Genomic DNA, 21,668 nt, shown 5'->3' on the forward strand with positions numbered 1-21,668 from the left:
GCTGTGGTATCAACCGTAATATTCACTACCGTACTTGGTGCACTACTATTGCCTGCTTTGTCTGTTACGGTGGCCACAATACTGTAATCACCATCTACAGTAATGCCGTTGGTTGCATTAGGTATGGTGACCGCTGAGACGCCAGCTTCGATCTCAGAGTCAGTAATGGTATGAGTGATTTTTATTGGAGCGCCGCCGCCCGTTGGGGTTACCGTGATAGTGATGGTGTCACCCATTAAGGTGCCCGTCGGTAAGGTCACTTGGGTTTGAATGCCATCAGCAAATTCTGTTGCATTCACGCCATTTTCAGCTTCTGGAATGGCAATGATGGGGGCAACTTGAGTGGCGCCTTCTTGGCCACCAGGCGCTGTGCTGTCTTCTGCTACAATGTCAGCAGGGTTAGACTTGTTACCTGCAGCATCAGTTGCCGTTACAGTGATGGTCTCACCATCAACCAATGGCGTGCCACTGGTATCAACCGTATAGTTACCATCATTATCAGCGGTAACAGTGTACTCGGGGACGCCATCACCATCAGTATCTACCTTAACGATAGCACCAGGCTCAGTAGTACCTGTGATTAGTGTGCCTTCAGGGTTTATCTCAGCGGTCGGAGCGTCAGGTACTACAGTATCAATATTAATAGTTGTGCTGGTAGATGCTGTGTTACCTGCAGGATCAGATGCGGTTGCCGTTAATATTTCTGAACCCTGATCCATTGCAGCAACATTATCTGTATTAACAGGAATTATCCAACTGCCATTCGCATTCACCTGAGTGACGCCTATCACAGCGCCCGCTTCGTTGGTTAAAGTAATGGTGTCACCAGCAGTGCCAGTACCCGTTACATTAAATCCTTCTATAGCTTCTTCACTATTAACCACATCATCACTGGCAATAGGTGTATTAATCTCTGGTGCTGTCGGGTCTGTGGTGTCTGTGGTGTCTGTAGCTAAAATCTTAGTAGGATCAGATTTATTCCCCGCTTTATCGGTTGCCGTTACGGTAATGGTCTCACCATTAACCAATGGCGTGCCACTGGTATCAACCGTATAGTTACCATCATTATCAGCGGTAACAGTGTACTCGGGGACGCCATCACCATCAGTATCTACCTTAACGATAGCACCAGGCTCAGTAGTACCTGTGATTAGTGTGCCTTCAGGGTTTATCTCAGCGGTCGGAGCGTCAGGTGCAGTTAAGTCAGGCGCTGTTGCACTTTCAGAATCAGAGGTATTACCCGCTTTATCCGTTAAAGTAGCTTCTATCTTTTCACCGTCAACTTGTGGCGGAACCAAGTCGACTTCAAACTCACCGTCTGCATCAACCACACCTTCACCAATCACATCACCATTTGGATTTGTGATTTCAACTTTAGTATCAGGTTCACCTTTACCAGTTACCTTGGTACCGTCTTCACTGACCACCAAGTCAGTCGGTGCATCCGGAGCCGTGGTATCAACTGGTGGTTTATTGGTATTGTTACTATCATTGTTGCTACCACCTAGAGCAGCGCCTAATAGCCCTACACCTGCAAGACCCACCAACCATGGTAACGCATTAAAACCTTCAGTCTCTGTAGCACCTACCCACCAAGGCGCGACCTGTGGATTGCCGCCTAGCGCTTGACCCTGCATTTCACCTGCTTGTAGCTCAGTGACGTAGTCGCCAACTTCACCGGAATCAGGAATGTAATAATAATAACTGCCATCTTCAGCAACACCGATAAGAGCACTATCGATATCATCATAGAACCCTTCAATAATAAGATCAGGATTTTCATTATTGTCTTCAAAAGAGATATGCAGTGCTTTATCTATACGTTTGGTAACAATATGGTTCGGAGCGCGGCCCGTAGACTCATCAAGTAGCTCGTAGTTCACTTTATCAACGGCTTTTATTATTGTAGGTTTACCATTTTGTGTCACAACCTTATGTTCAGTAATAGTTTCAGTTTGGGCGTTGACTTTGACAGTTATAGTGCTCATAAAATCATCCTTAATTAACTGGTTCTAAATGAGAGACTTATCCATATAGAAGTATGAGTTCGTTTAGTTATTTCATTGACTAACGATAGCAACAACTCGGCGGTTGTTTTGACGACCCTTTTCAGTATCATTGGTATCCACTGGCATAGTTTCCCCATACCCTACTGTGCTTAAACGCATAGCTTCAACATCGTACTGGTCTACTAAAATATCTTTAACCATATTTGCACGGGACTCCGAAAGCTTTAAGTTATAGCTTTCAGAACCTTTATTGTCCGTATGACCTTCTAACGTAACTGACATCTGTGGATAAGCTTGAATAAAATTAGCCATGCTCCTTAACACTGCAGAGTGATTGCTTTTAACACCTGTACTATTGAAGTCAAACAGCACATTAAACTGCGCGGGGGTTTTAATTTCCGTTTTATCTACCGCAGGGATCACTATTGGGTTTTGGGGTGAAGCTAAAATTGGAAAGGATGTTGAAACATTGCAGCCCGCTAAAACCCGACTGATCTGATGAGTTTGACGCGTCGTTTGATGTAATAACACCAATGCTTCATCAGCTGGTATCTGCTGAATAACAGGACTACCTGCTGCTGACAAGAAAACTTGCAAATAAGTTGTTGTTTGAGGAATAAATTGATAATTTCTAGAATGAGAAATAACTTGACCACTTTCCTGATTTAGTTTTCCTATAGTAATGATTTGGTCGCCGCTACAGATAACGGCATCTGAATAATATCCGTTTTGAAGACTCACATGGAAGGTGTTATCAGATCCCATTCCTATTTTGATATTATGTAACTGCTCGTTATCATTCGAGTCGCGGAAAAAGACAACTCTGCTTTCATTAGCTGCTAAATTATTATCAGTAGGCACATGAAATAGCTCGCCAGTTTTTCCCCAAGTAACGTCTTTAACTTCATGGCTATTATTAGAGGTAGATAACATGTAATCGGTTTTTATAGTCTGGCAACCTACTAAACCAATTGCTGAAAAAATCGCGGTTGATAACAATACAGTTCTGCTGTCCATAGCATCTTATTCCTGTCAATGGAAAATCCAGTATATAAATATCAATATTATTATAGATATTTGATATTTCATTAAAATTGAGCTGGGTTTTCCTAAAAAATTATGCCTCTTAAAAAAAGCAATAGCTAATTTTTACTGTGGTGTTCACTTTATTATATCTACCCATATTTATAATGCAATCGAGTGATTTTACTAAAATATACACTCTCACCCTGAATATATAATAAAACCTGTCTTCATATCACGAAGATTAAACCGAGTAATATTTTTCTAAAAAACATAAAAACAATCGTACAATATGGAGTCATTACTAACTGAGAATTTCATATTTTATTTTGTATATTTGATTAATAAAACTTTCAATAGAAATTTATACTATTAGAAAATCTTATCAATATTTTGATAAACAGATACATGGCTGCCACATTCTAAGATTAGAAAAAAAGGATTTTTTATGATGTCTCAATTCTTTAAAAAATGGTCAACAGCATTAGTATTTGCAATACTTCTGCACCTAGGTGTCTTCTTTCTTTTCTATATAAATTCGTATGAAAATCGTACAGACAATATAGCTAATAGTCAGGAATTTATTGAAGATACTACTATGCGTACTAATATAGAAAAAGATTATCTATCGACTATGACTCAAGCTCAGGTAACAACGCTTAATACTGCAGAAAAAGACTATGAAATTGACAACGTTCAAGAGAAGAATTTAGATATGAGCCAAGAATCAATCAGTAAAGCTAAGGAGAAAATGCCTAGTAAATCTTTAAAGGTCGTTAATATTACCCCTACTTATCCCTTGGAAATGGAAACAATAAGTAATAAAAACTTACAAGAAAATAACAAGATATTAGAAAATGAGAGAAGTATTGATGTAGAACCTAGCATTTTTTCTAATGAAGATTTAGCTGATATTAAAGATGATTTAGGTTTGCTTAATATAGATACACCTATACAAAGTTCAAAACCTAAAATAGATAGCAATTATGATCTCATAAAATCTGAAATAGAAGAAACTAACGATCAACTTAGCGATGCTATTAATGAAGTAAAAAAACGCAATCAACAAAAAATAGATAAAATACAACAACAGAATAAATATATTCATAATATTGAAAGTAATGATTTAGCTATTGGTAATGCTGAATAAAAATTCATATTTTTATAAGAATTTTTTCACTAAAGATATATCGAAATTAATAATTTAAAATGTAGAAATTGAGCTATGCTAAGAAAAATGTAGAACCAAACTTGGTAAACTAAGTGTATTAACAGAAGCTTATCGTGACTAAGAAAGCTAGAAATTTATGACTGATCCAAGCTGCTAATCTTATAGGAACTAGAGCGTTTCATCAGTTTGCTCTATAGTCTAATCCATATAAAACCGATACATCATGTTTTGAGGCAGCACTAATATAAATTTTTCTAGCTTACTGTGCCTGCGCAGACAGAGGCTGCAAAAAATTCATTCTAGTCCCGCTGTATCATTTTTATACTGAGCTTACTATATCATTATCGCCGCAACATAAAAAAAACGAAAGAACCAGAGAGGTATCTTTCGTTTAGGACTTGCTTAGCTATACTTAGTGAAACTCATACAGTATAGAAAATATAACACTACAGTGCGGCGTGGTTTAAGTCATATCATAACACCTAGACAAACACGCTCTTCCTTGCTTTATTTTTTATAGTTTATTAACTTGGTTAACATACCACTACATCATCTCCTTATTAATACAATCATCCTTATGCAGTGCGTTGTAGAGCTTCGTCTCTGCAACTTTTATTAATGCCTCACGCTTAGCATAATCGTAACTTTGGGTAGCATTGGCATCAACTAATCGGTCTTGATTGTTCTCTTCTTGCCACCCAATGATACTCTGCAAAAGCTGGGCACAATAAGCTTCATGCGCCTCATCAAACAAGGGCGTATCAGCGGTAGGTGCACTACCAATATCATCTGAGACCGTAGTGATTGCTAACATCATAATGGCGTCAAAACTTTGCTGACTAACTTGTATATCACTTTGCTTTTTTGTGGCGAACATTATCTTTCCCGCTGTCTTGTACTTAAGAATTTATAACTCGCTATACTAGATTTCTGATGTGACAAACTAATGACATCATCACAATTATTGTAATTAATTACAGCTTTCAACTGAACCGTCCCGGTATTGCTGGACACTCAACAGGAACGCGTATAAAGCCCATGAGAACCTATTGAACCGTAATTTTAGCCCAACTACGCTCAACCAAATTTGGACGGGCGACGTGACTTATATTCGTATTAAAAGCGGCTGGTGCTATCTAGCCGTTGTTTTAGATTTATATGCCCAGCATATGGTGGGCTTTACCATCTCAGTCTCAGACTCCCCTGACAGACAGTGTGCTGACCGCTAAGACGCTACAAATGGCATATCACACCAGTCAGACATTCGCTGAAGCTAGGAGTGCCATTATTGATTATATCTGAGGCTATATTCTATCTAATAATGCGCCAACCTCTGAACTTAGCAAAGAAACCCTTAAGTCTTTCAGAAAAATTCAAAGCCTCCGATTCTGTCACTTCTTCGACATGATGGCGAGCCGCCAGTATCGGTTGTTCTACCAATCTTTCGTGATGATCAAAAGCGCGATCAAGACTGATACTCATGATAGAGAAGTTGGTCGGCCGTGGTAGACAGCGATATACTTGACCTTTATTAATTAAATCAATGACCATATGGGCGTCTTTGAATTCAGTCAGCATCAGAACCATCAAATCTGGCTGGATGTTTTTTAAGGCATAAACAATGGGGGTAATATTTTCTTTATTGAGTGTCGAATCCGTAATAGTGACGCCAAAGCGTTTTTTTTGTAATAACTTTGCTGCCTGTTCAAGGTTACTAGCCCAGCTCACACTATAAGCGCTCTTAACATGACTTTTTATTTGCTGATAGACGCTCTCGTCGTCATCTAATACCAGTATATTGCGATTGCTAACAGTGCCACTATCAGCATGGTTTTGAGTCGCATTCTTTTCCATAGAATTTTGCGTGATTTCTTGGGTTTTCTGAGCAATTTCTGTGGCTTTATTAACGATTTTTTTAAGTTCATCATTTTGCCATGGCTTAGTGATATAGCGATAAATTTCGCCCTCATTCACAGAATCCATCACGGCATTTAGATCCGCATAACCGGTTAGCAAGATACGAATAGTATTTGGCGAAGCCGCTTTGATGTCACTCAATACTTCCGTACCTTGCTTATCTGGCATGCGTTGGTCGCTGATGACCACCTGCACCTCATTCTGGCTGACATACTCCATCAGCTCAGTAGCATCGGTAGTAATAAATACGTCATGTGACTGGCGAAAATGCATTTTTAAGCTGCGCAGGATACGCGGCTCGTCATCGATAAAAGCGATTTTTGGTTTTTGCATGACGCTCTCTTTAAATAAGTGATGGGAAGTCTCTTAACTTTCAAATAAGGCTTGTGAAGGTTTAGGTTCATGAGCGCTAGACTGTATCGGCAGGTTGATGGTAAAGGTCGTGCCCGCGCCAACGATTGAACTAACCTCGATATATCCACCATGTTGCTCGATGATTTGTGCCGTAATGGCCAACCCTAGCCCTGTGCCATCGCCTGCTTTTTTGGTAGTAAAAAACGGCTCAAAAATCTTCGCCAGCGTATTTTCTTGGATACCGACACCATTGTCTTTGACACTCACGATAATGTGCTGCTGCGCCTTATCGATAGACGAGCTGACTTGCAATGTCCCTTTATAATCAATCGGTATAGCTTGGGCGGCATTATTAAATAGGTTCAATAATACTTGGTTGATTTGTGAAGGATTGCATTGAATCGGTGGCAGCTCGACTAGATTGGTTTTGACGTCTAGAGTTTTTAAATTATTGCGCGCCATAATCAATGAGGTATTGATGCAATCATTAATATCAACATCCTTTACCTTAGATTCATCAATTCGAGAAAAGTCGCGCAAGCTGACGACCAGCTCGGCAATCTGATCAACGCCATAAAGTCCATCTTTAATCAAATCGGCCAAATCCTCACTGACCTCATCTTCTTTAATTTCCTCGCAGCATTGTAAGGTTTGCTCTATCAGTTGCTCGACTTGTTCTTGATTGATAGTTGGCGCTTTTAAGACCTGCAATAATTGATCAGTATGTTGTAGCAACTCATCAAAACGCTTGAGATTATCGCCAACCAATTCCATGTTACTTCGCACGTAGCCTAACGGCGTGTTGACCTCATGCGCCACACCTGCCACCATTTGGCCAAGCGTAGCCATTTTTTCGGAGCGCACCAAATGCACTTGTGAGGCTTTTAACTCATCCATGGCTTGCTGTAAGTCTTGCGTGCGGGCGGCGACTTGTTTTTCTAGATGAACATTGATTTCAGCAAGTGCGCCTTCATTCTCGACGACGCGATCAATCAGCTGATTGGTCTGCTCACTAATAATTTGAATCTCGCTGACATTTGAATGAGGGAGTTTATGCGCGCTTAATTGTTGATATTTTTTTTGCTCAATCAACACTCCCATATCAGCCACTGACTGTGCCATGTGCTTTAGCGGCCGCGTAAAGTAGCGACGAAACACCCATGCGGTCAACAACAAGATAGGAATGAAACCCAGCAGCATGGCTTGAATGAGTTTATTGGACAGCGCATTTGCCACTATCATCATGTCATTATTAGGCTTGACGATGACCATCTTCCAATACGTAAACGGCATGCGAAACACGAAGGCGGTGGCGGGCTGCTGCAACACAAAATCATTGGGCACAGCGATGGTATCGACCAAATGACTATCTACCAAATTAAACGTTTGATCGATATTTAACAGCAATAATGCTGAGAGTAATTTGGACTCTTGCTCGCTGATTTTATTCAGATTGGTCGTACTTAGAATACTACGAGCAGCGAGCGTATAGCGGCTTTCATCTTTAGTTACTGCCTCATCTATCAGTGTCTGATTAATACTATCTAGACTGTCCGCAATAGGGGCAAAGCTAGGGTTGCTCTCAGCTAACTGCCGTGCCGTTACGACCTCGCCCTGACCGCTATCTTTAGTTGCGTGCATGGCCATCGACTGATCGGGAAAGGTCAAAAACCGATTATCCAAGTCTACTAAAAAGACATAACCACCGAGCTTATCTTGCCACTTTTTCATCGCCTCGCCGAGGTTGTCTAATAGCAGATTGAAACTTACCACTCCATCAAAAGCCTGATTGCGACTGTCGTATAAAGCCTTGGCACACGTCATCATCGGCTGATTACTCATCGGATCGACATAGGCACGACTCCAAACACAGTGGTCATGACGCGCGTACATTGCAGGAATGTACCACCAATCACGATAATAGGGATTAGGGGTTTGGCGCGCTTGATTATAGCGCGCTAATGGCTGCATATTGCCTGAGCTATCGCGCGCCCACACAAATGACTGCCGCTCTCTACCCTCAGCGTACATATTTGGATCAAACCATACGCCACCGCCTACAATGCGTTGATCCATTTGTTGCATGAGATTACCAAAGGTTTCTTTATAAAGGATGTCTTGTTTTGGTAACCCGCCCGCCATCGTACTGGTGGCTTTGGCCAATCCGTCGACATGATTGATACTCGCCATGATGCTATTGATGGCTTCATTACCTGTTTCAACCACTGTCTCTGAGGTCATCTCCAGTATGCGCGGCTTAGCTTGGGTTTCGATGACCCAGTACACCAGCAAAATAATGAGTAAAAAAGCCAATGTTAAAATAATCAGTATACGGGTGGAGATACTACCAAACCGATCAACAACCTTCATAAACACACCTGATATCTATGCGCTAACTGTTATCAACAAATCAGTGAATGACTAAAGATATGAGTGATACGCAACCGCTATTTATAGTGAGCTCAAGAATACGATGCCGTTATGACAATACGATGACAATAATCGTGTTTTACCGTATGGTAGCTATTGTCTGTCTATGCGCAGCAGCTATATGATCTCTTCATTATTTATTTTTGCGACTTTTTTAGCATAAACGACATTCCTCTTATTGCGAGCCTACATCAGGCTTGGCAATACTATTATTGCCTTAGATAAGGAAAAAATTATAGCTAAAGAGACAGTGCTTATTATGGGAAAGCCCACTCAAATTGGACCATAGAGAAGAGAAGAGAAGTGACTATAGTCAGTTTAATATAAAATCGATACAGCCCATATCATGAAATAGTTTAGGTAGATTCTTCTCCATCTATCCTTGGCGTAGAAATTTAGCTTGTGCCCACTTCTTCTCGATAGGATTTAGATCAGGGCTATATGGTGGTAAAAATAACAGGCGATCGCCGTGCCTATTAATTAGCTTTTGCACGCGTTTATGAAAGCTTGCGTTATTGACCTATGCTGACAATACTATAGAAACTAACTTAGGAAATTTTAATAATAAAGCTTAATGATGATGACCCATGCTATCGACCTCATAGCCATTAAATTTATATCCAACACTAGAAGTTCGATTCCCATATAGAGAATTGAACCCAATTAAAGCACCTCAACAAGTATTACATTATTCAGTGATTTCGGCACCCTAGTGAGGACTCAAATGTTTAGCTGTAGGCTAATGGTATCAATATTTTTGTTCTCTGAAATAGCTACGGTGTATTTCGTGATATACATGCCATACATATACTATTCGTGATCGGTGCGCTGTGTACGTATCAATCAAACTTTAGCATCAATGAAATCGAGCATAAAAAAGACAGTTTATACAAGGTTCATTAAGGTATATATTAATATCAATGACTCGAATTCGGGAATTAAGCCATGTTAACTTTTCATTCAAAATCATCATTGCCAATAATTAAGACGGCAGTGATTTCTACTTTACTAATCGGTACTGTCCAACTGATGATAGGCTGTGACTCACAGCCCTCATCTTCGAATAATGACGGCACTGCGCAAACGAATACTGTAGATAAAGACATGGCTAAGAATGATGAGATGTCTGTCAATCCAGCGCTTACAGATACGAGTGTTATGGATAAAACACAAACTAACGACGCAGCAGATATAGCTGATGCGCAAATCGTCAGCCCGTTAGGGTATCAGAAGTTAAGCTTCGGTCAGGTTATTACCCCTAAGCTGCTAAGTAGCCTAGGAATGACCAAAGCAAAGAGCGATAACGAACAGTGCTATTACGTCAATAATCCAAAATTGAGCTATATCGATGAAGAGTACGGTGAACGTGCTTCTGTGCTATATCAAATCATAGACAACAAGGTTGCTCTGATTAGTATTCAGAATCCAAGCATCCCGTTTTATAAAGACATCAACGTTGGTGATTCAGCCACAGCGGTTATGAAAGCACATAATGACGAGCTTAGCTACGAGGTCGATAAATATGCGGTTGATGGTGACTACTATAGCCTGATTGCTAATGTTAATTTCAAGGTAATAAAAGAAGGTCCACTCGGAGAATCATTGAAAGACGAAAATATTGAGCTTAATAATAAACAGGACAAGCTGCCTCTACAAATTGAATATCATATCAAGGGCGGTCAAAAGCTTAATGATTATCAGATTAAGGCGACTGAGTGGACAGCAGACAATAAAAGCCTATTAAAAGGTGAAGTAGAAAGCATCGATATTGGTATACCAGAAGCGATTTATTTGGTGGAAGGCTGCTCTTAAAAGTTGAACATAAAAACCCAGCATCTAGCTGGGTTTTTAATGAAAGGCTATTTTCTATAAGGTTGCTTTGTGACTCAAGATTAATTAACGAGTCATCGCACTCTCTAAAATCGTATAGGCTGCTTTAACCCTATCTGCATTTGGATAGTTTTTATTTGCCAAAATGACAATGCCTGATCTTTCGGCAGGAATATAAGCGATATAGCCACCAAACCCATTAGTAGCACCTGTCTTATTTACCCAGACGTTATTTAAAACAGCCGTTGGATGATTATCTGTTGTAATGGCTTGAGGCTTTAGTACCACGTCCATCGAGTTGCCTTCAAGCAAGGTATCTAGCTGAGTAGGATAAGAGTACATCTCCCATCCTAACCCTTGTGTAAAAGTACTCGCCTGATAGTAACCCTTTCTATTATTGTATAACGCTTGCTGAATATCTTTATCCAGCGGCACAAGACTCATATTAGCAGCCATAAAATGCGTCATATCTTTAATGGTGGATTTAATGCCATAGGCTTCAGCGTCTAACATGCCAGGATTGACTCGGATAGCATCGCCAGCAGCGTTATAACCAAACGCATAATCAGCCATCTTGTCACTAGGCACATTGATAAAGGTATTGGGCATATTGAGTGACGGCAGTATTTTTTCTTCCATCAATTGTGTGTAATCAGCATCCATGCTCAATGCCGATATATAACCAAACAGACCGATACTGGCGTTGGAATACAGACGCTTTGAGTTGATAGGGAATACAGGCTGCCAAGATTTATAATAACGGAGCAACTGTTTATTATTTTCAACGTTATCAGGTACTTGTACCGGTAGACCACCAGCGGAATAGGTGGCTAGGTTTATAAGCTTGGTGTTGCCAATGGAGCTGTTTTTTAGGTAGGGAATATATTTATCAGCTGTATCTTCTAATTTAAGTGTGCCATTTAATTCTGAATAACTGGCTAAGGTAGCAGCAAACGTTTTACTGATTGAGCCTAGCTCAAAAATAGTGTTTTCTGAGACAGGTATTTTGGCTTTCTTATCAGCCAAACCATAATGATAGAAGTGTGATTTACCATCAATAATAATGCCAAAAGCCATCCCTGAAATATCATGTTCATTCATTAGTAATTTGGCTTGTTGATCAACAGCGCTCTTTAGATGGTCATTGTTATCCGCTGCTTGTACGGTTCCAGATAGTAATGATGCTGTCACTAAAGCGGTAAATCCCACTTGATTTAAAAAGGTTTGAAAGGGTTGTTTCATTATAGGGTTTCTCATTTATTCTGATAGATGTACTGATAATTTAGTGAGCATGCAAATAGCGCTTTGCTTTCAGTTCGGGTATGCCGTTTTACATTATCTCAGAATGCTGAATCCCCGACAATCTTAGCGATTTAGTATCATGGAATAGATCTTTTAGAATGTACCTCAAAGGGATCATTGAAAACTGGCTTCTTCTATCTAAAGCCATTTTTCATAATATTTATTACTGGAACAAAAGGCGCGCTTCATACTTTGTGCTGATGATCAGCGGTAACAGGGCTAATCTTTATATCTTCAGCCTGAGTACCTACCTGCGTATTTAAATCATTACTTGCAGCGGGCGTACTATTTTCATGGCTAAGCACACGATTCTTGCGAGCATGCTGGGCTTCTTCATCTTTGACTGCTTCTTTAAAACCCTTTACCGCACCGCCTAAATCCTTGCCAGCATTTTTAAGCTTAGCAGTGCCAAATACGACAACAACCACAACCAATAAAATCAGCCAATGTGTAATAGAAAAACTGCCCATAACGGTATCCTTATATCTTAGGCCTTGATAAGACCAGTATGTGTATGTATGCTTTAAAACCCTCTTCACCGTACCAGAATTACAACTTCAAACGGCGCAATCGCAGCGCGTTACCAATAACAGATACTGACGAGAGACTCATAGCCGCCGCTGCTATCATTGGACTGAGTAAAAGTCCGAAGAACGGATACAGCACACCTGCCGCAATCGGCACACCAAGGGCGTTGTAGATAAAGGCAAAAAACAGATTCTGTCTGATATTGCGCATCGTAGAATGGCTCAGTTTATGGGCTCTTACGATTCCCATCAGATCACCTTTCACTAACGTGATCCCAGCACTCTCCATGGCCACATCTGTTCCTGTGCCCATGGCGATGCCGACATCTGCTTGGGCAAGAGCGGGAGCATCGTTAATACCGTCACCCGCCATAGCCACAACCTTGCCACTACTTTGCAACTCTTTGATGATACGGTTTTTGTCTTCTGGAGAAACGTCAGCATGTACCTCATCAATCTTTAACTTACTAGCAACCGCTCTAGCCGTTATCTCATTATCACCTGTCAGCATAACTACCCGCAGTCCAGCTTTGTGCAACAGCGATATTGCCTCACTGGTACTCGGCTTGATCGGATCAGCCACTGAGATTAAACCAGCAGCTTGCCCATCTACTGCAATGAACATAACAGTTTCACCGTCCTTCCTGCGCTTGTCGGCGCGTTCTGAAAGCGTACTATCAAAACTATTAAGGCGTTGCATGAATTTTGAGTTGCCTACGGCGACTTGCTTGCCATTGACCAGCGCCTGCGCGCCTTCACCGGTAGTTGAACTAAAATCGCTTGCCTTAACCATATCGAGAGATTTTGTCTTTGCTGCATTGACAATAGCTTCTGCCAGAGGATGTTCGCTCGCACTCTCTACGGCGGCGACGAGCACAAGAAGTTCATCTTCATTTAAGCCGCCAAGCGCTTCGATAGCCGTGAGCTCTGGTTTGCCTGCTGTCAATGTGCCCGTTTTGTCGACAACGATGGTGTCGACTTTTTCCATGCTCTCTAATGCTTCAGCATTCTTGATAAGCACCCCATTTTGCGCACCCTTACCCGTGCCCACCATGATTGACATCGGTGTGGCGAGCCCTAACGCACAAGGGCAGGCGATGATTAATACAGCGATAGCATTGACCAGCGCAAAAGCCATTGCAGGCGCAGGTCCGAACATAGCCCAGACAATAAAGGTAATGACGGAGCAAATAAGTACTATCGGCACAAACCACCCTGCTACCTTATCAACTAGTTTCTGTATTGGTGCGCGACTGCGCTGGGCTTCAGCAACCATCTTGACGATCTTAGATAATACAGTATCATCACCAACATCGACCGCTTTGATCAGTAGTGTCCCAGTACCGTTGACTGTACCACCGGTGACTGTATCTCCTTGTGCCTTTAAGACTGGGATTGGTTCGCCAGTCACCATTGATTCATCAATGCTACTACTACCATCAAGTACCGTACCGTCTACAGGAAGCTTCTCTCCTGGCTTGACTCGCAATCTGTCGCCGCTGATCACTTCGTCAAGTGATACTTCGGTCTCGACATCGTTCTCATCCACACGTCTTGCCGTTGGTGGTGCCAGCTCGAGTAACGCACGGATCGCTCCTGAGGTCTGACTTCTGGCTTTGAGCTCTAACACTTGACCCAATAGCACCAAGGTCACAATGACCGCTGCCGCTTCGTAGTACACCCCTACTTGGCCAGTGGCGTCCCTGAAGCTGTCTGGAAAAACATCCGGAAGGAAGGTTGCTACCAGACTGAAACCAAAAGCTGCGCCTACACCAACGGCAATCAGAGTAAACATGTTTAGGTTTCGACTTTTTATTGATTGCCAGCCACGGACAAAGAACGGTGCGCCTCCCCATAACACGACAGGTGTTGCAAGCGCTAGCTGAATCCACTGAGCGATCTGTCCAGAGATATTACCTTGACCAAGGTTGTCTAAGCTTAGACCTACCATGTCACTCATAGCATACAGAAATAGCGGTATGGTAAGCACCGTGCATATCCAAAAACGGCGTGTCATATCGTCGAGCTCTGAGGTGTCCTCCTCACCAATAGTAGCCGTCTCTGGTTCAAGTGCCATTCCGCATATTGGACAGCCGCTATTCTTCACATCTCTGACTTCTGGATGCATGGGACAAATATAGACCGTACCGCTATAATTTTCCGGTACTTTATCGTACTTACTATCTTTAATAGGATGGGTATCGGTATTCGACGCGCTGTGGCAGTTGGTATGGTCATAATTCATTGCTGCCATCTCGGCAACATTATCTTCGGCAATACTGTCTTCAGGTTTAAGGGACATACCGCATATTGGGCAGTCGCTATCTGTAACGTCTTTCACCTCTGGATGCATCGGGCAAATATAGACCGTACCGCTATAGTTCTCTGGTACTTTGTCGTACTTACTATCTTTAGTAGGATGAGTATCAGTATTCGACGCGCTGTGGCAGTTGGTATGGTCATCTTTCATTGCTGCTATCTCGGCAACATTATCTTCGGCAATACTGTCTTCAGGTTTAAGAGACATGTTGCATATTGGGCAGCCACTATCTGTAACGTCTTTCACCTCTGGATGCATCGGACAAGTATAAACGGTGCCATTATAATCAGCTGGCACTTGGTTATACTCTTTGAAGGTAGTATGGGTTTGATTAGCATTCTTTGAATCTTGGCCACTAAGGCCATTATTTTTATCGCTATTATTAGGGTTCATCAGATAACTCCTTCACTTATATTGAGTAAGGATTGCGCTCTAACTCAATGGTTAAGAGATGCCCGTTATCATGATTACTATTTGATAAAATCTTAATTTTGATGTTAGAGACGGATGCTAGAGAAAAGGTAATATGTACCAATAGCACTTAAAATTGGGCTACTGTTAGGCTACTGAAGAAAGGTATATAGCGAAGGTCTCAGCCATCCAATAATATATTTAAACCTAACGTCAAAGAGCAATAACTCTCTATTGGATAGTTTTATCTAAATATAGATTCAGACTCTACGAGATTGCTACTCAAAAGCCATTTCCCGACGAATACACGCATCTCTTTATTACAAGCTTTAATCGGGTTTACGCAGATATTTCAGAATTGCCATCAATATAAACACAAGTACAGCAAAAAGAAGTAGCGCAAACAGTAGGCAGAGAATCATCCAGCCCCAGCCCATCCCTTGCATCATCGTTCCCTGCATCATTTCTCCGTTCATTATGCCGTTCATAATAGTATTTCTCCGTAGATTATAGTATTGGCATTAATAGTAGTGTGCGTGCTAAGCATGGGAATATCAAATGCTCATTAATTACATCTCTTCAAGATCAGAGCCGATAAATTAATCATCGTTAAATGTCGACTCTCTTAAAATCAGTAACGTTATCCTTGAGGGCTCTGCATCATCTGGCGACAGTAAGTGGCTAAATTTTCTGGTAAATCCTCTGGGCAGACGCCACACTGCTGGTTGCCAGGGACAGCATAGTCAATGAATTTTGGATATGATAGATTTAGGTTGCTCATGATGACCTTGAATTCTTCGAGTGATATGTCCCCGCCAAGCCGTGGATTGCGCTTTTTTTCCTGCGCGATTGAAGAGACAAAGCGCTCCTTGTAGTCGTGCGCAGGATAGACCAGCGTGTCGTCTGGTAAAGAAAAAAGTTTCTGCCGCACAGATTTATACAGCGCATCGGCATCGCCATTCTGGAAGTCGGTCCGGCCACATCCATCGATAAGTAAAGCATCGCCAGTGAATACCCGCTCATTAAAGAGATACGCAAAATGACCATCGGTGTGTCCCGGCGTATGCAATGGGTGCAGGGTAATACCAGCAACCTGCAAAGGTGTTCCTTCCTCCAGCCCGACATCCACACATGGTAGACGGTCAAAGGCAGGCGCTGCGATCTTGCTACCGACGGCACGCTTCATCTCTAGTGCTGCAGTAATGTGATCTGCGTGGATATGCGTGTCAACTGTGTAGACCAAATCCAGTCCCAATCTATGGATTTCAGCCAAGTCACGATCCATAGTCGCGATGACCGGATCAATCAGGATAGCTTGACCTGTATCCTCATCCCCTAACAGATAGGTATAAGTGCTCGAAAGGGGTTCGTACAATTGACGAAATATCATGATTATTCCTTGTCTAAGGTAAGGGGTGATGCCCAACACACTGGTTATTGCACCTATTTTTTATATATTATGTTCTAATATAGTGTATTCATAAAGCATTACTCTGTATGGTTTTTATGTGACATTAGCAGACCAAAGCTGTTGGACTCGTGGGTCTTCGATATTTGCTCTTGAGCTGGTCAAGACGGCAAGCGAGTGATGCGGTATCATCAATGAATTGCTGTATCAAATAACCATAGTGTTAAGATTGGTTTTTAGGTTATTACACGCCCTTTCATAATCTTCTCTCTTTATATAATCTTCCGTAATACTAAACATCATATCTTCAGTATATGAATTTAATGACCATGACATCGACAGCACGGTTCATTATCATCGAGCTGACTGATTAAACTCTCCCAAGTTAGTGGCTAAAGATTTGATATCATAAAATAAAATTATTCACTCGGATCAGAACCCGGTGGAAAGTCATGACGGAGCTGAGCAACGTTGGCAGCAGTGACCGTATCGGTAAATTTATTAAGGTCACTATGCACATATTGAGTGACCGCTGCTATTTGTTCATCATTCATCATACTTTGAAAGGATGGCATACCGCGTAAGCCATTCATCACAACACTAATGATGTAATACTTTGATTGCATCTTACTGTTATCAGTAAGCGGCGGATAGTAACCTGCCCCCTCTGCACCTTTACCATCTTGCATATGACAGCCAGCACAAGAATCATTATAGAGATTTTTACCATTGGTAGTAATAAACCCCTTTTTACCTTCAGAGCTACCTTCGAATTTTGTCAGCCACTTTTGCAAGCTAGCATCTTCTACCATTTTCGGTAGTAAGCTGACATCGACGATATTGACGGTTGGCGACCTAAGCGCTTCTTTAGTCATATACACTGCACCCCATGCACCATTATTGCGACTGGCTTGATTATCAAAGACCATTTGCGTGGTTTGTTGCTGACTGGCGAGAGTGACAACGTTGGCTTTAGTGGATTGGCTACAGCCTGATAGCGTGACTGTGCTTCCGATACCTAATATCATTACCACAGCAAGCCGGTTTGGTTTGATCATGTCCATGATTACCTCTGAATTTATTATGATTAATTTACTGTAATAATCACTTCTACTAACCAAGTTTTTTTGCCTTTTGATGTAGTCGCTGAGCGGCATCCATGCCAGATAAAATTGCCCCTTCTTGCCATGCTGGGATATGTGAGCAGTGCTCACCTGCTAGTACGATACGGTGGTCAATCGCGCATAGCGTATCGTAGTACTGATCACGGCTTGACTCGCTCCAAATGCCATAGCAACCGAGCGACCATGGAATACGGTGCCAAGCGACGGACGTTCCAGAGCGGAACTCTTTGGTATATTGCGGATGAATATACTTACCATACTGTAGTGCCGCATCAATACGCTCTTTTGGATTCAGCGTATTAAATCGATAAGAGGCTTCTCCAAATCCATACGCGCCGAGTAGCACCCCTGAGCCTGTGGTAAACATATCGTGTGAAGGATAGGATATCTGTGAGATAGGCATATCGGTATAGGTGATACCGCCGTAAATCCATTCGTCTTCTTCCCAAAAGCGGCGTTTGAATTCTAAACCTACTTTATAAGAGGTGTCATAAGGTAACGCTGCCATCGCTTGCTTCATCGGCGCTGAGACGTTAATGCCAATCTGGGTCAATACTGATAGTGGAATGTTGCAGATACACCAGTCAGCACGTACAGTTTTAGTTTCGCCATCTAGATTGTTACTGATGCTATCGACATAATCGACATAATCGACAGTGACGCCAGTCTCATCTTGATGAATCTTAGTGACTTTAGCGTTGAATGTAATCATGTCTCGACATTCGCGAGTGAATGCATCACCGATTTTTCCCATACCACCGACAGGCTGAAACATCGCTGGTTGATGGTCATATGTCGTATAGTTACTATAAATATCTGACCACATCCCTGAATTTAAGAGCTTGTCCATCGGTATCGGTGTCGAAGGTTTGGCATCAGGCATCAAACCGCCACCCGGATAAACGCTATAGCCACGATGCTTGCTGGTTTCGTGGCTTTTAACATAGCGATAATTATTATCAAGGACACCCCAACCTTTTAATCCTTCTAATAACTTCTCTTTATCCTCTTTGTTAACTGTCTTATCAAGGCTACCGGTATTGACTGCTTTGGATAATAGCTCTGAGACATAGCCACGTATGTCACTTTGTACTTCACCCAATCGCTGCGGTGCACCATTAAAATGAGTGGTACGGTGCAAATAGGCGCGGTCATTGGTTTGGATAAAAGGCTGCAGTGCCACACCGAATTTTTTACAATAATGGAATACCGCATAATGATGAACGGGCAATCGCCATGGTCCCCCATTAAAGTAATTGCCTTTTTTAAAGTCACAAGTCACCTCGGCGCCACCAAGCTCGGTATATTTATCACCTGCGTTTAGTGTCCAACTGCGACCACCACCGCGATTTTGAAACTCAAGAACAGTGACTTTATAGCCGGCTTTACGTAGCTCATAAGCAGCGGTGAGTCCGCCCAATCCTGCGCCAAGGATCACAATGCTAGCGCCAGCAGGCGCACCCTTCAAATTCATCTCTTGTTTAAAGCTAGATTCAGAAGCAAACCCTAACGTAGTCATCGCCTGATACATTGCTGTCGCCCCTGCGGTCTTACCGATCATTGATAGCAGTTGCCGGCGTGTGGGCGATTGAAGCATATCATTCATTTTATTATCCTTATTATTGAACCGTCATCCATGTCATCAGGTTGCATTAGGTATTTTTATAGCTGTATCGATAGTGGGATTAATAGCACTTACTTTAAGATGCGTTTAACGTCAGCAGCACTAACATCACTACTTTGTAGACCACCGAAAGTTACCCGCACGTAATTGGTAATACTGGCAATCTGCGCATGACTTAATTCTTTAGAGAAGCCGGGCATTTTGGGTGCGGTGTTTAACGCCCCTTTTGCACCATAAGCAATAACGTTAATCAGTGCGTCTGGCTTAACGCGACGAATACTACTCAGTCCTACGATAGAGGCGTAACGAGCATCGGGCTGCGCGTAACCATCGACCCCATGACAGCTGCCACAGGCAGCAAGATATAGCGCTTTTGGTGAGTTTTGGTCATTATTAGAATGAGCATTCGTGGATGTTTTTGCCTGCGCTAAATAGTCTTTTTGCTCAATTAAATCATAGGTAATAGAGTGACTAACCGGACTGGGTAGCCGTGACGTGTCCACGGGTATCACGTAATCGTCTGTCTTAATGATAGGGACGACTTTTAGATAAGCAGCCATGGCAATTAAGTCGCTATCGCTTAGATAGCGTGTACTGTGGGCGACGGCTTCAGCCATTGGTCCACCCGCATAAGACCGTTTGTCGAGCATGCCGGTACGTAGATAAGTGACGATATCACTCTCGCTCCAACGACCGATACCGCTGTCATTATCTGGAGTGATGTTGGGTGCATACCACTTACCAAGTGGTGCCCCGGATAAATACTTGTCTTTATCAAGACCTTGCGTGAGGTTGCGCGGTGTGTGACAAGTACCGCAATGTTCCAAGTTATTAACCAAATATTCACCACGCTGCTGGGTTTGGGTAAGCCCTGCACGATTTTCGGTAGAAGGTACGTTAATCACATTCCAAGCCAACATTAATGTTCGTATATTTAACGGGAATGGTAGCTTAGTGGTATTTTCAGGTGGCTCCTCTACTGGAGGTACGGTTTGAAAGTAAGCAAATAATGCACTGATATCCACATCAGCCATACCATGATAAGACGGATATGGCATCGCAGGATATAGCTGATGCGCAGGTGCACGACCTTTTTTCAGGGCTTTTTTAAAGTCAGTCTCAGTATAGTTGCCGATACCATAACGTGTGGAGGGCGTGATATTGGTCGAGTAAATATTACCAATAGGGGTTTCAATCGCGACGCCGCCGCTATAGTCCTCGCGATGACACGCCATGCAATCAGCAGTACGGGCAATGTAGGCACCGCGATTAACCAAATCACTATTGGCAGGACTGACATTGGGTAAGCTGATAGCGGGACTGATATTGAATAGGCTCGTCGTATTAGCTAAGCTTGCACTATCAGCCATGACAGCGCTGGAAGCCATACTAAGTGCAAGTGCTGATAACAGCATATAACTTGGTTTCATACTATCCTCACTAGGCTGGCAAAAACTCATTTTTAATCATTTTAGCCATGACTTTATGACACGTTTATTATTTATCGACGCTAAAAAGGTTATTGTTTAGCCGCTTCAACTTTTATATTTAAAGTCAGATTCTTGGTCATGCCGAACAAGACATATTTTTTAATATCCCACTGAGTACGGTCAATAGTGGCGGTAAAATTGCCTCCGCAGATATTCTTCTTAGCTAGAGCGGTCAGATAGCAATTAAATTTGGTCGCCAATAAGCTAATAGGATGGGTCTGACCGTTTAAGGTTAGCTTGCCATCCACTTGTGTGACCTTTGGGTTTTCTGTGTCAGAGGTAAAATGCCATTTGGTAGATTCAAAATGAGCCAATGGAAACTGTTCCATATTAAAAAAATCAGAGCCCATCAGTTTGAGAGTGAAGCTTTTGTTGCCTGTGTTTAAGGATTTTATGGGGATAATAAGAGAGATGTCGCCAGTTTTTGCGCTCGGATCATACTGGAGTATTCCCGTCACATTATAGAAGCCGCCAGTGGTGGCAGAGGTTTTGAGGTGGTCAATAGCGAAACGTACGTTAGAGGTGTCAGGCTCAATTTTATAAGTGGCGGCAAAGCTACTAACCGTACAACCTGCTAGCAATAATAACGTCCCTAATGGCTTGGAGTAATGCAATAGTACTTTGTCAAATACAAGCTGGCTCATGACAACATTCCTTTGTTGTGTGATCTTACTTATGACACGATTTCTAAGCGTTTACTAGTATTGTTTTATTTGGAGGAGTTTTTA

General features: G+C 42.1%; 17 protein-coding genes and 1 pseudogene. 3 read left to right on the top strand and 15 right to left on the bottom strand.

From position 1 onward, the window contains the following. Both H0262_RS12815 and H0262_RS12820 read right to left on the bottom strand, forming a co-directional pair. Positions 1–1,988, bottom strand: a 1,988-nt coding sequence (locus H0262_RS12815; protein WP_259275473.1) for an Ig-like domain-containing protein, incomplete at its 3' end; no start/stop codon positions are given. Positions 1,989–2,060: 72 nt separating this feature from the next. Continuing rightward, positions 2,061–3,026 carry an OmpA family protein gene (locus H0262_RS12820; protein ID WP_181211015.1) on the bottom strand — a complete coding sequence of 322 codons (966 nt, stop codon included), beginning with the start codon at positions 3,024–3,026 and terminating at the stop codon, positions 2,061–2,063. A 454-nt stretch (positions 3,027–3,480) separates the two neighbouring features. Here H0262_RS12820 and H0262_RS12825 point away from each other — a divergent pair, with 454 nt between their 5' ends. Beyond that, positions 3,481–4,182, top strand: a complete 702-nt coding sequence (locus H0262_RS12825; protein WP_181211016.1) for a hypothetical protein — start codon at positions 3,481–3,483, stop codon at positions 4,180–4,182. Positions 4,183–4,747: 565 nt separating this feature from the next. Here the strand turns inward: H0262_RS12825 and H0262_RS12830 are convergent. Then, positions 4,748–5,080 (bottom strand): hypothetical protein, encoded by a 333-nt coding sequence (locus tag H0262_RS12830; RefSeq protein WP_020443904.1) that lies wholly within the window; start codon positions 5,078–5,080, stop codon positions 4,748–4,750. A 172-nt stretch (positions 5,081–5,252) separates the two neighbouring features. On the opposite strand from H0262_RS12830, the gene H0262_RS12835 reads away from it, so the two are divergent. Beyond that, complete coding sequence (locus H0262_RS12835) at positions 5,253–5,432, top strand: DDE-type integrase/transposase/recombinase (RefSeq protein ID WP_149409656.1); 180 nt, start codon at positions 5,253–5,255, stop codon at positions 5,430–5,432. Between the two features lie 82 nt (positions 5,433–5,514). On the opposite strand, the gene H0262_RS12840 is transcribed toward H0262_RS12835, so the two are convergent. The 3 genes and pseudogenes from H0262_RS12840 to H0262_RS12850 form a co-directional block, all read right to left on the bottom strand. Then, positions 5,515–6,453 (bottom strand): response regulator, encoded by a 939-nt coding sequence (locus tag H0262_RS12840; RefSeq protein ID WP_181211017.1) that lies wholly within the window; start codon positions 6,451–6,453, stop codon positions 5,515–5,517. 33 nt (positions 6,454–6,486) lie between these two features. After that, on the bottom strand, positions 6,487–8,844 hold the full coding sequence (locus tag H0262_RS12845) for an ATP-binding protein (protein WP_181211018.1): 2,358 nt from the start codon (positions 8,842–8,844) through the stop codon (positions 6,487–6,489). A gap of 436 nt (positions 8,845–9,280) precedes the next feature. Continuing rightward, positions 9,281–9,424 (bottom strand): annotated as a pseudogene (locus H0262_RS12850) (transposase); the annotation flags it as partial. 425 nt (positions 9,425–9,849) lie between these two features. Between H0262_RS12850 and H0262_RS12855 the strand changes: the two are divergent. Continuing rightward, on the top strand, positions 9,850–10,716 hold the full coding sequence (locus H0262_RS12855) for a hypothetical protein (RefSeq protein WP_181211019.1): 867 nt from the start codon (positions 9,850–9,852) through the stop codon (positions 10,714–10,716). A gap of 84 nt (positions 10,717–10,800) precedes the next feature. Here H0262_RS12855 and ampC read toward each other — a convergent pair whose 3' ends face one another. The 9 genes from ampC to H0262_RS12900 form a co-directional block, all read right to left on the bottom strand. Next, a complete protein-coding gene (ampC, locus tag H0262_RS12860; protein WP_181211020.1) occupies positions 10,801–11,976 on the bottom strand; it encodes a class C beta-lactamase in 1,176 nt (391 codons plus the stop codon). Positions 11,977–12,221: 245 nt separating this feature from the next. Further along, positions 12,222–12,506 carry a Sec-independent protein translocase subunit TatA gene (tatA, locus tag H0262_RS12865; protein WP_181211021.1) on the bottom strand — a complete coding sequence of 95 codons (285 nt, stop codon included), beginning with the start codon at positions 12,504–12,506 and terminating at the stop codon, positions 12,222–12,224. Positions 12,507–12,585: 79 nt separating this feature from the next. Beyond that, positions 12,586–15,276 (bottom strand): copper-translocating P-type ATPase, encoded by a 2,691-nt coding sequence (locus tag H0262_RS12870; protein ID WP_220432438.1) that lies wholly within the window; start codon positions 15,274–15,276, stop codon positions 12,586–12,588. Positions 15,277–15,623: 347 nt separating this feature from the next. Continuing rightward, positions 15,624–15,782 carry a hypothetical protein gene (locus tag H0262_RS12875; RefSeq protein WP_181211022.1) on the bottom strand — a complete coding sequence of 53 codons (159 nt, stop codon included), beginning with the start codon at positions 15,780–15,782 and terminating at the stop codon, positions 15,624–15,626. 152 nt (positions 15,783–15,934) lie between these two features. Beyond that, positions 15,935–16,684: an MBL fold metallo-hydrolase gene (locus H0262_RS12880; RefSeq protein ID WP_020443919.1), complete on the bottom strand. Its 750-nt coding sequence runs from the start codon at positions 16,682–16,684 to the stop codon at positions 15,935–15,937. A 437-nt stretch (positions 16,685–17,121) separates the two neighbouring features. Then, positions 17,122–17,766: a cytochrome c gene (locus H0262_RS12885; RefSeq protein WP_181211023.1), complete on the bottom strand. Its 645-nt coding sequence runs from the start codon at positions 17,764–17,766 to the stop codon at positions 17,122–17,124. A 49-nt stretch (positions 17,767–17,815) separates the two neighbouring features. Next, positions 17,816–19,432 (bottom strand): flavin monoamine oxidase family protein, encoded by a 1,617-nt coding sequence (locus tag H0262_RS12890; protein ID WP_181211024.1) that lies wholly within the window; start codon positions 19,430–19,432, stop codon positions 17,816–17,818. 89 nt (positions 19,433–19,521) lie between these two features. After that, positions 19,522–20,880 carry a cytochrome c gene (locus H0262_RS12895; RefSeq protein WP_181211025.1) on the bottom strand — a complete coding sequence of 453 codons (1,359 nt, stop codon included), beginning with the start codon at positions 20,878–20,880 and terminating at the stop codon, positions 19,522–19,524. 89 nt (positions 20,881–20,969) lie between these two features. After that, positions 20,970–21,584 (bottom strand): YceI family protein, encoded by a 615-nt coding sequence (locus H0262_RS12900; RefSeq protein ID WP_181211026.1) that lies wholly within the window; start codon positions 21,582–21,584, stop codon positions 20,970–20,972. Positions 21,585–21,668: the final 84 nt, after the last annotated feature.

The sequence above is a fragment of the Psychrobacter sp. D2 genome, assembly GCF_013608135.1.
Classification (GTDB): Bacteria; Pseudomonadota; Gammaproteobacteria; order Pseudomonadales; family Moraxellaceae; genus Psychrobacter; species Psychrobacter cryohalolentis.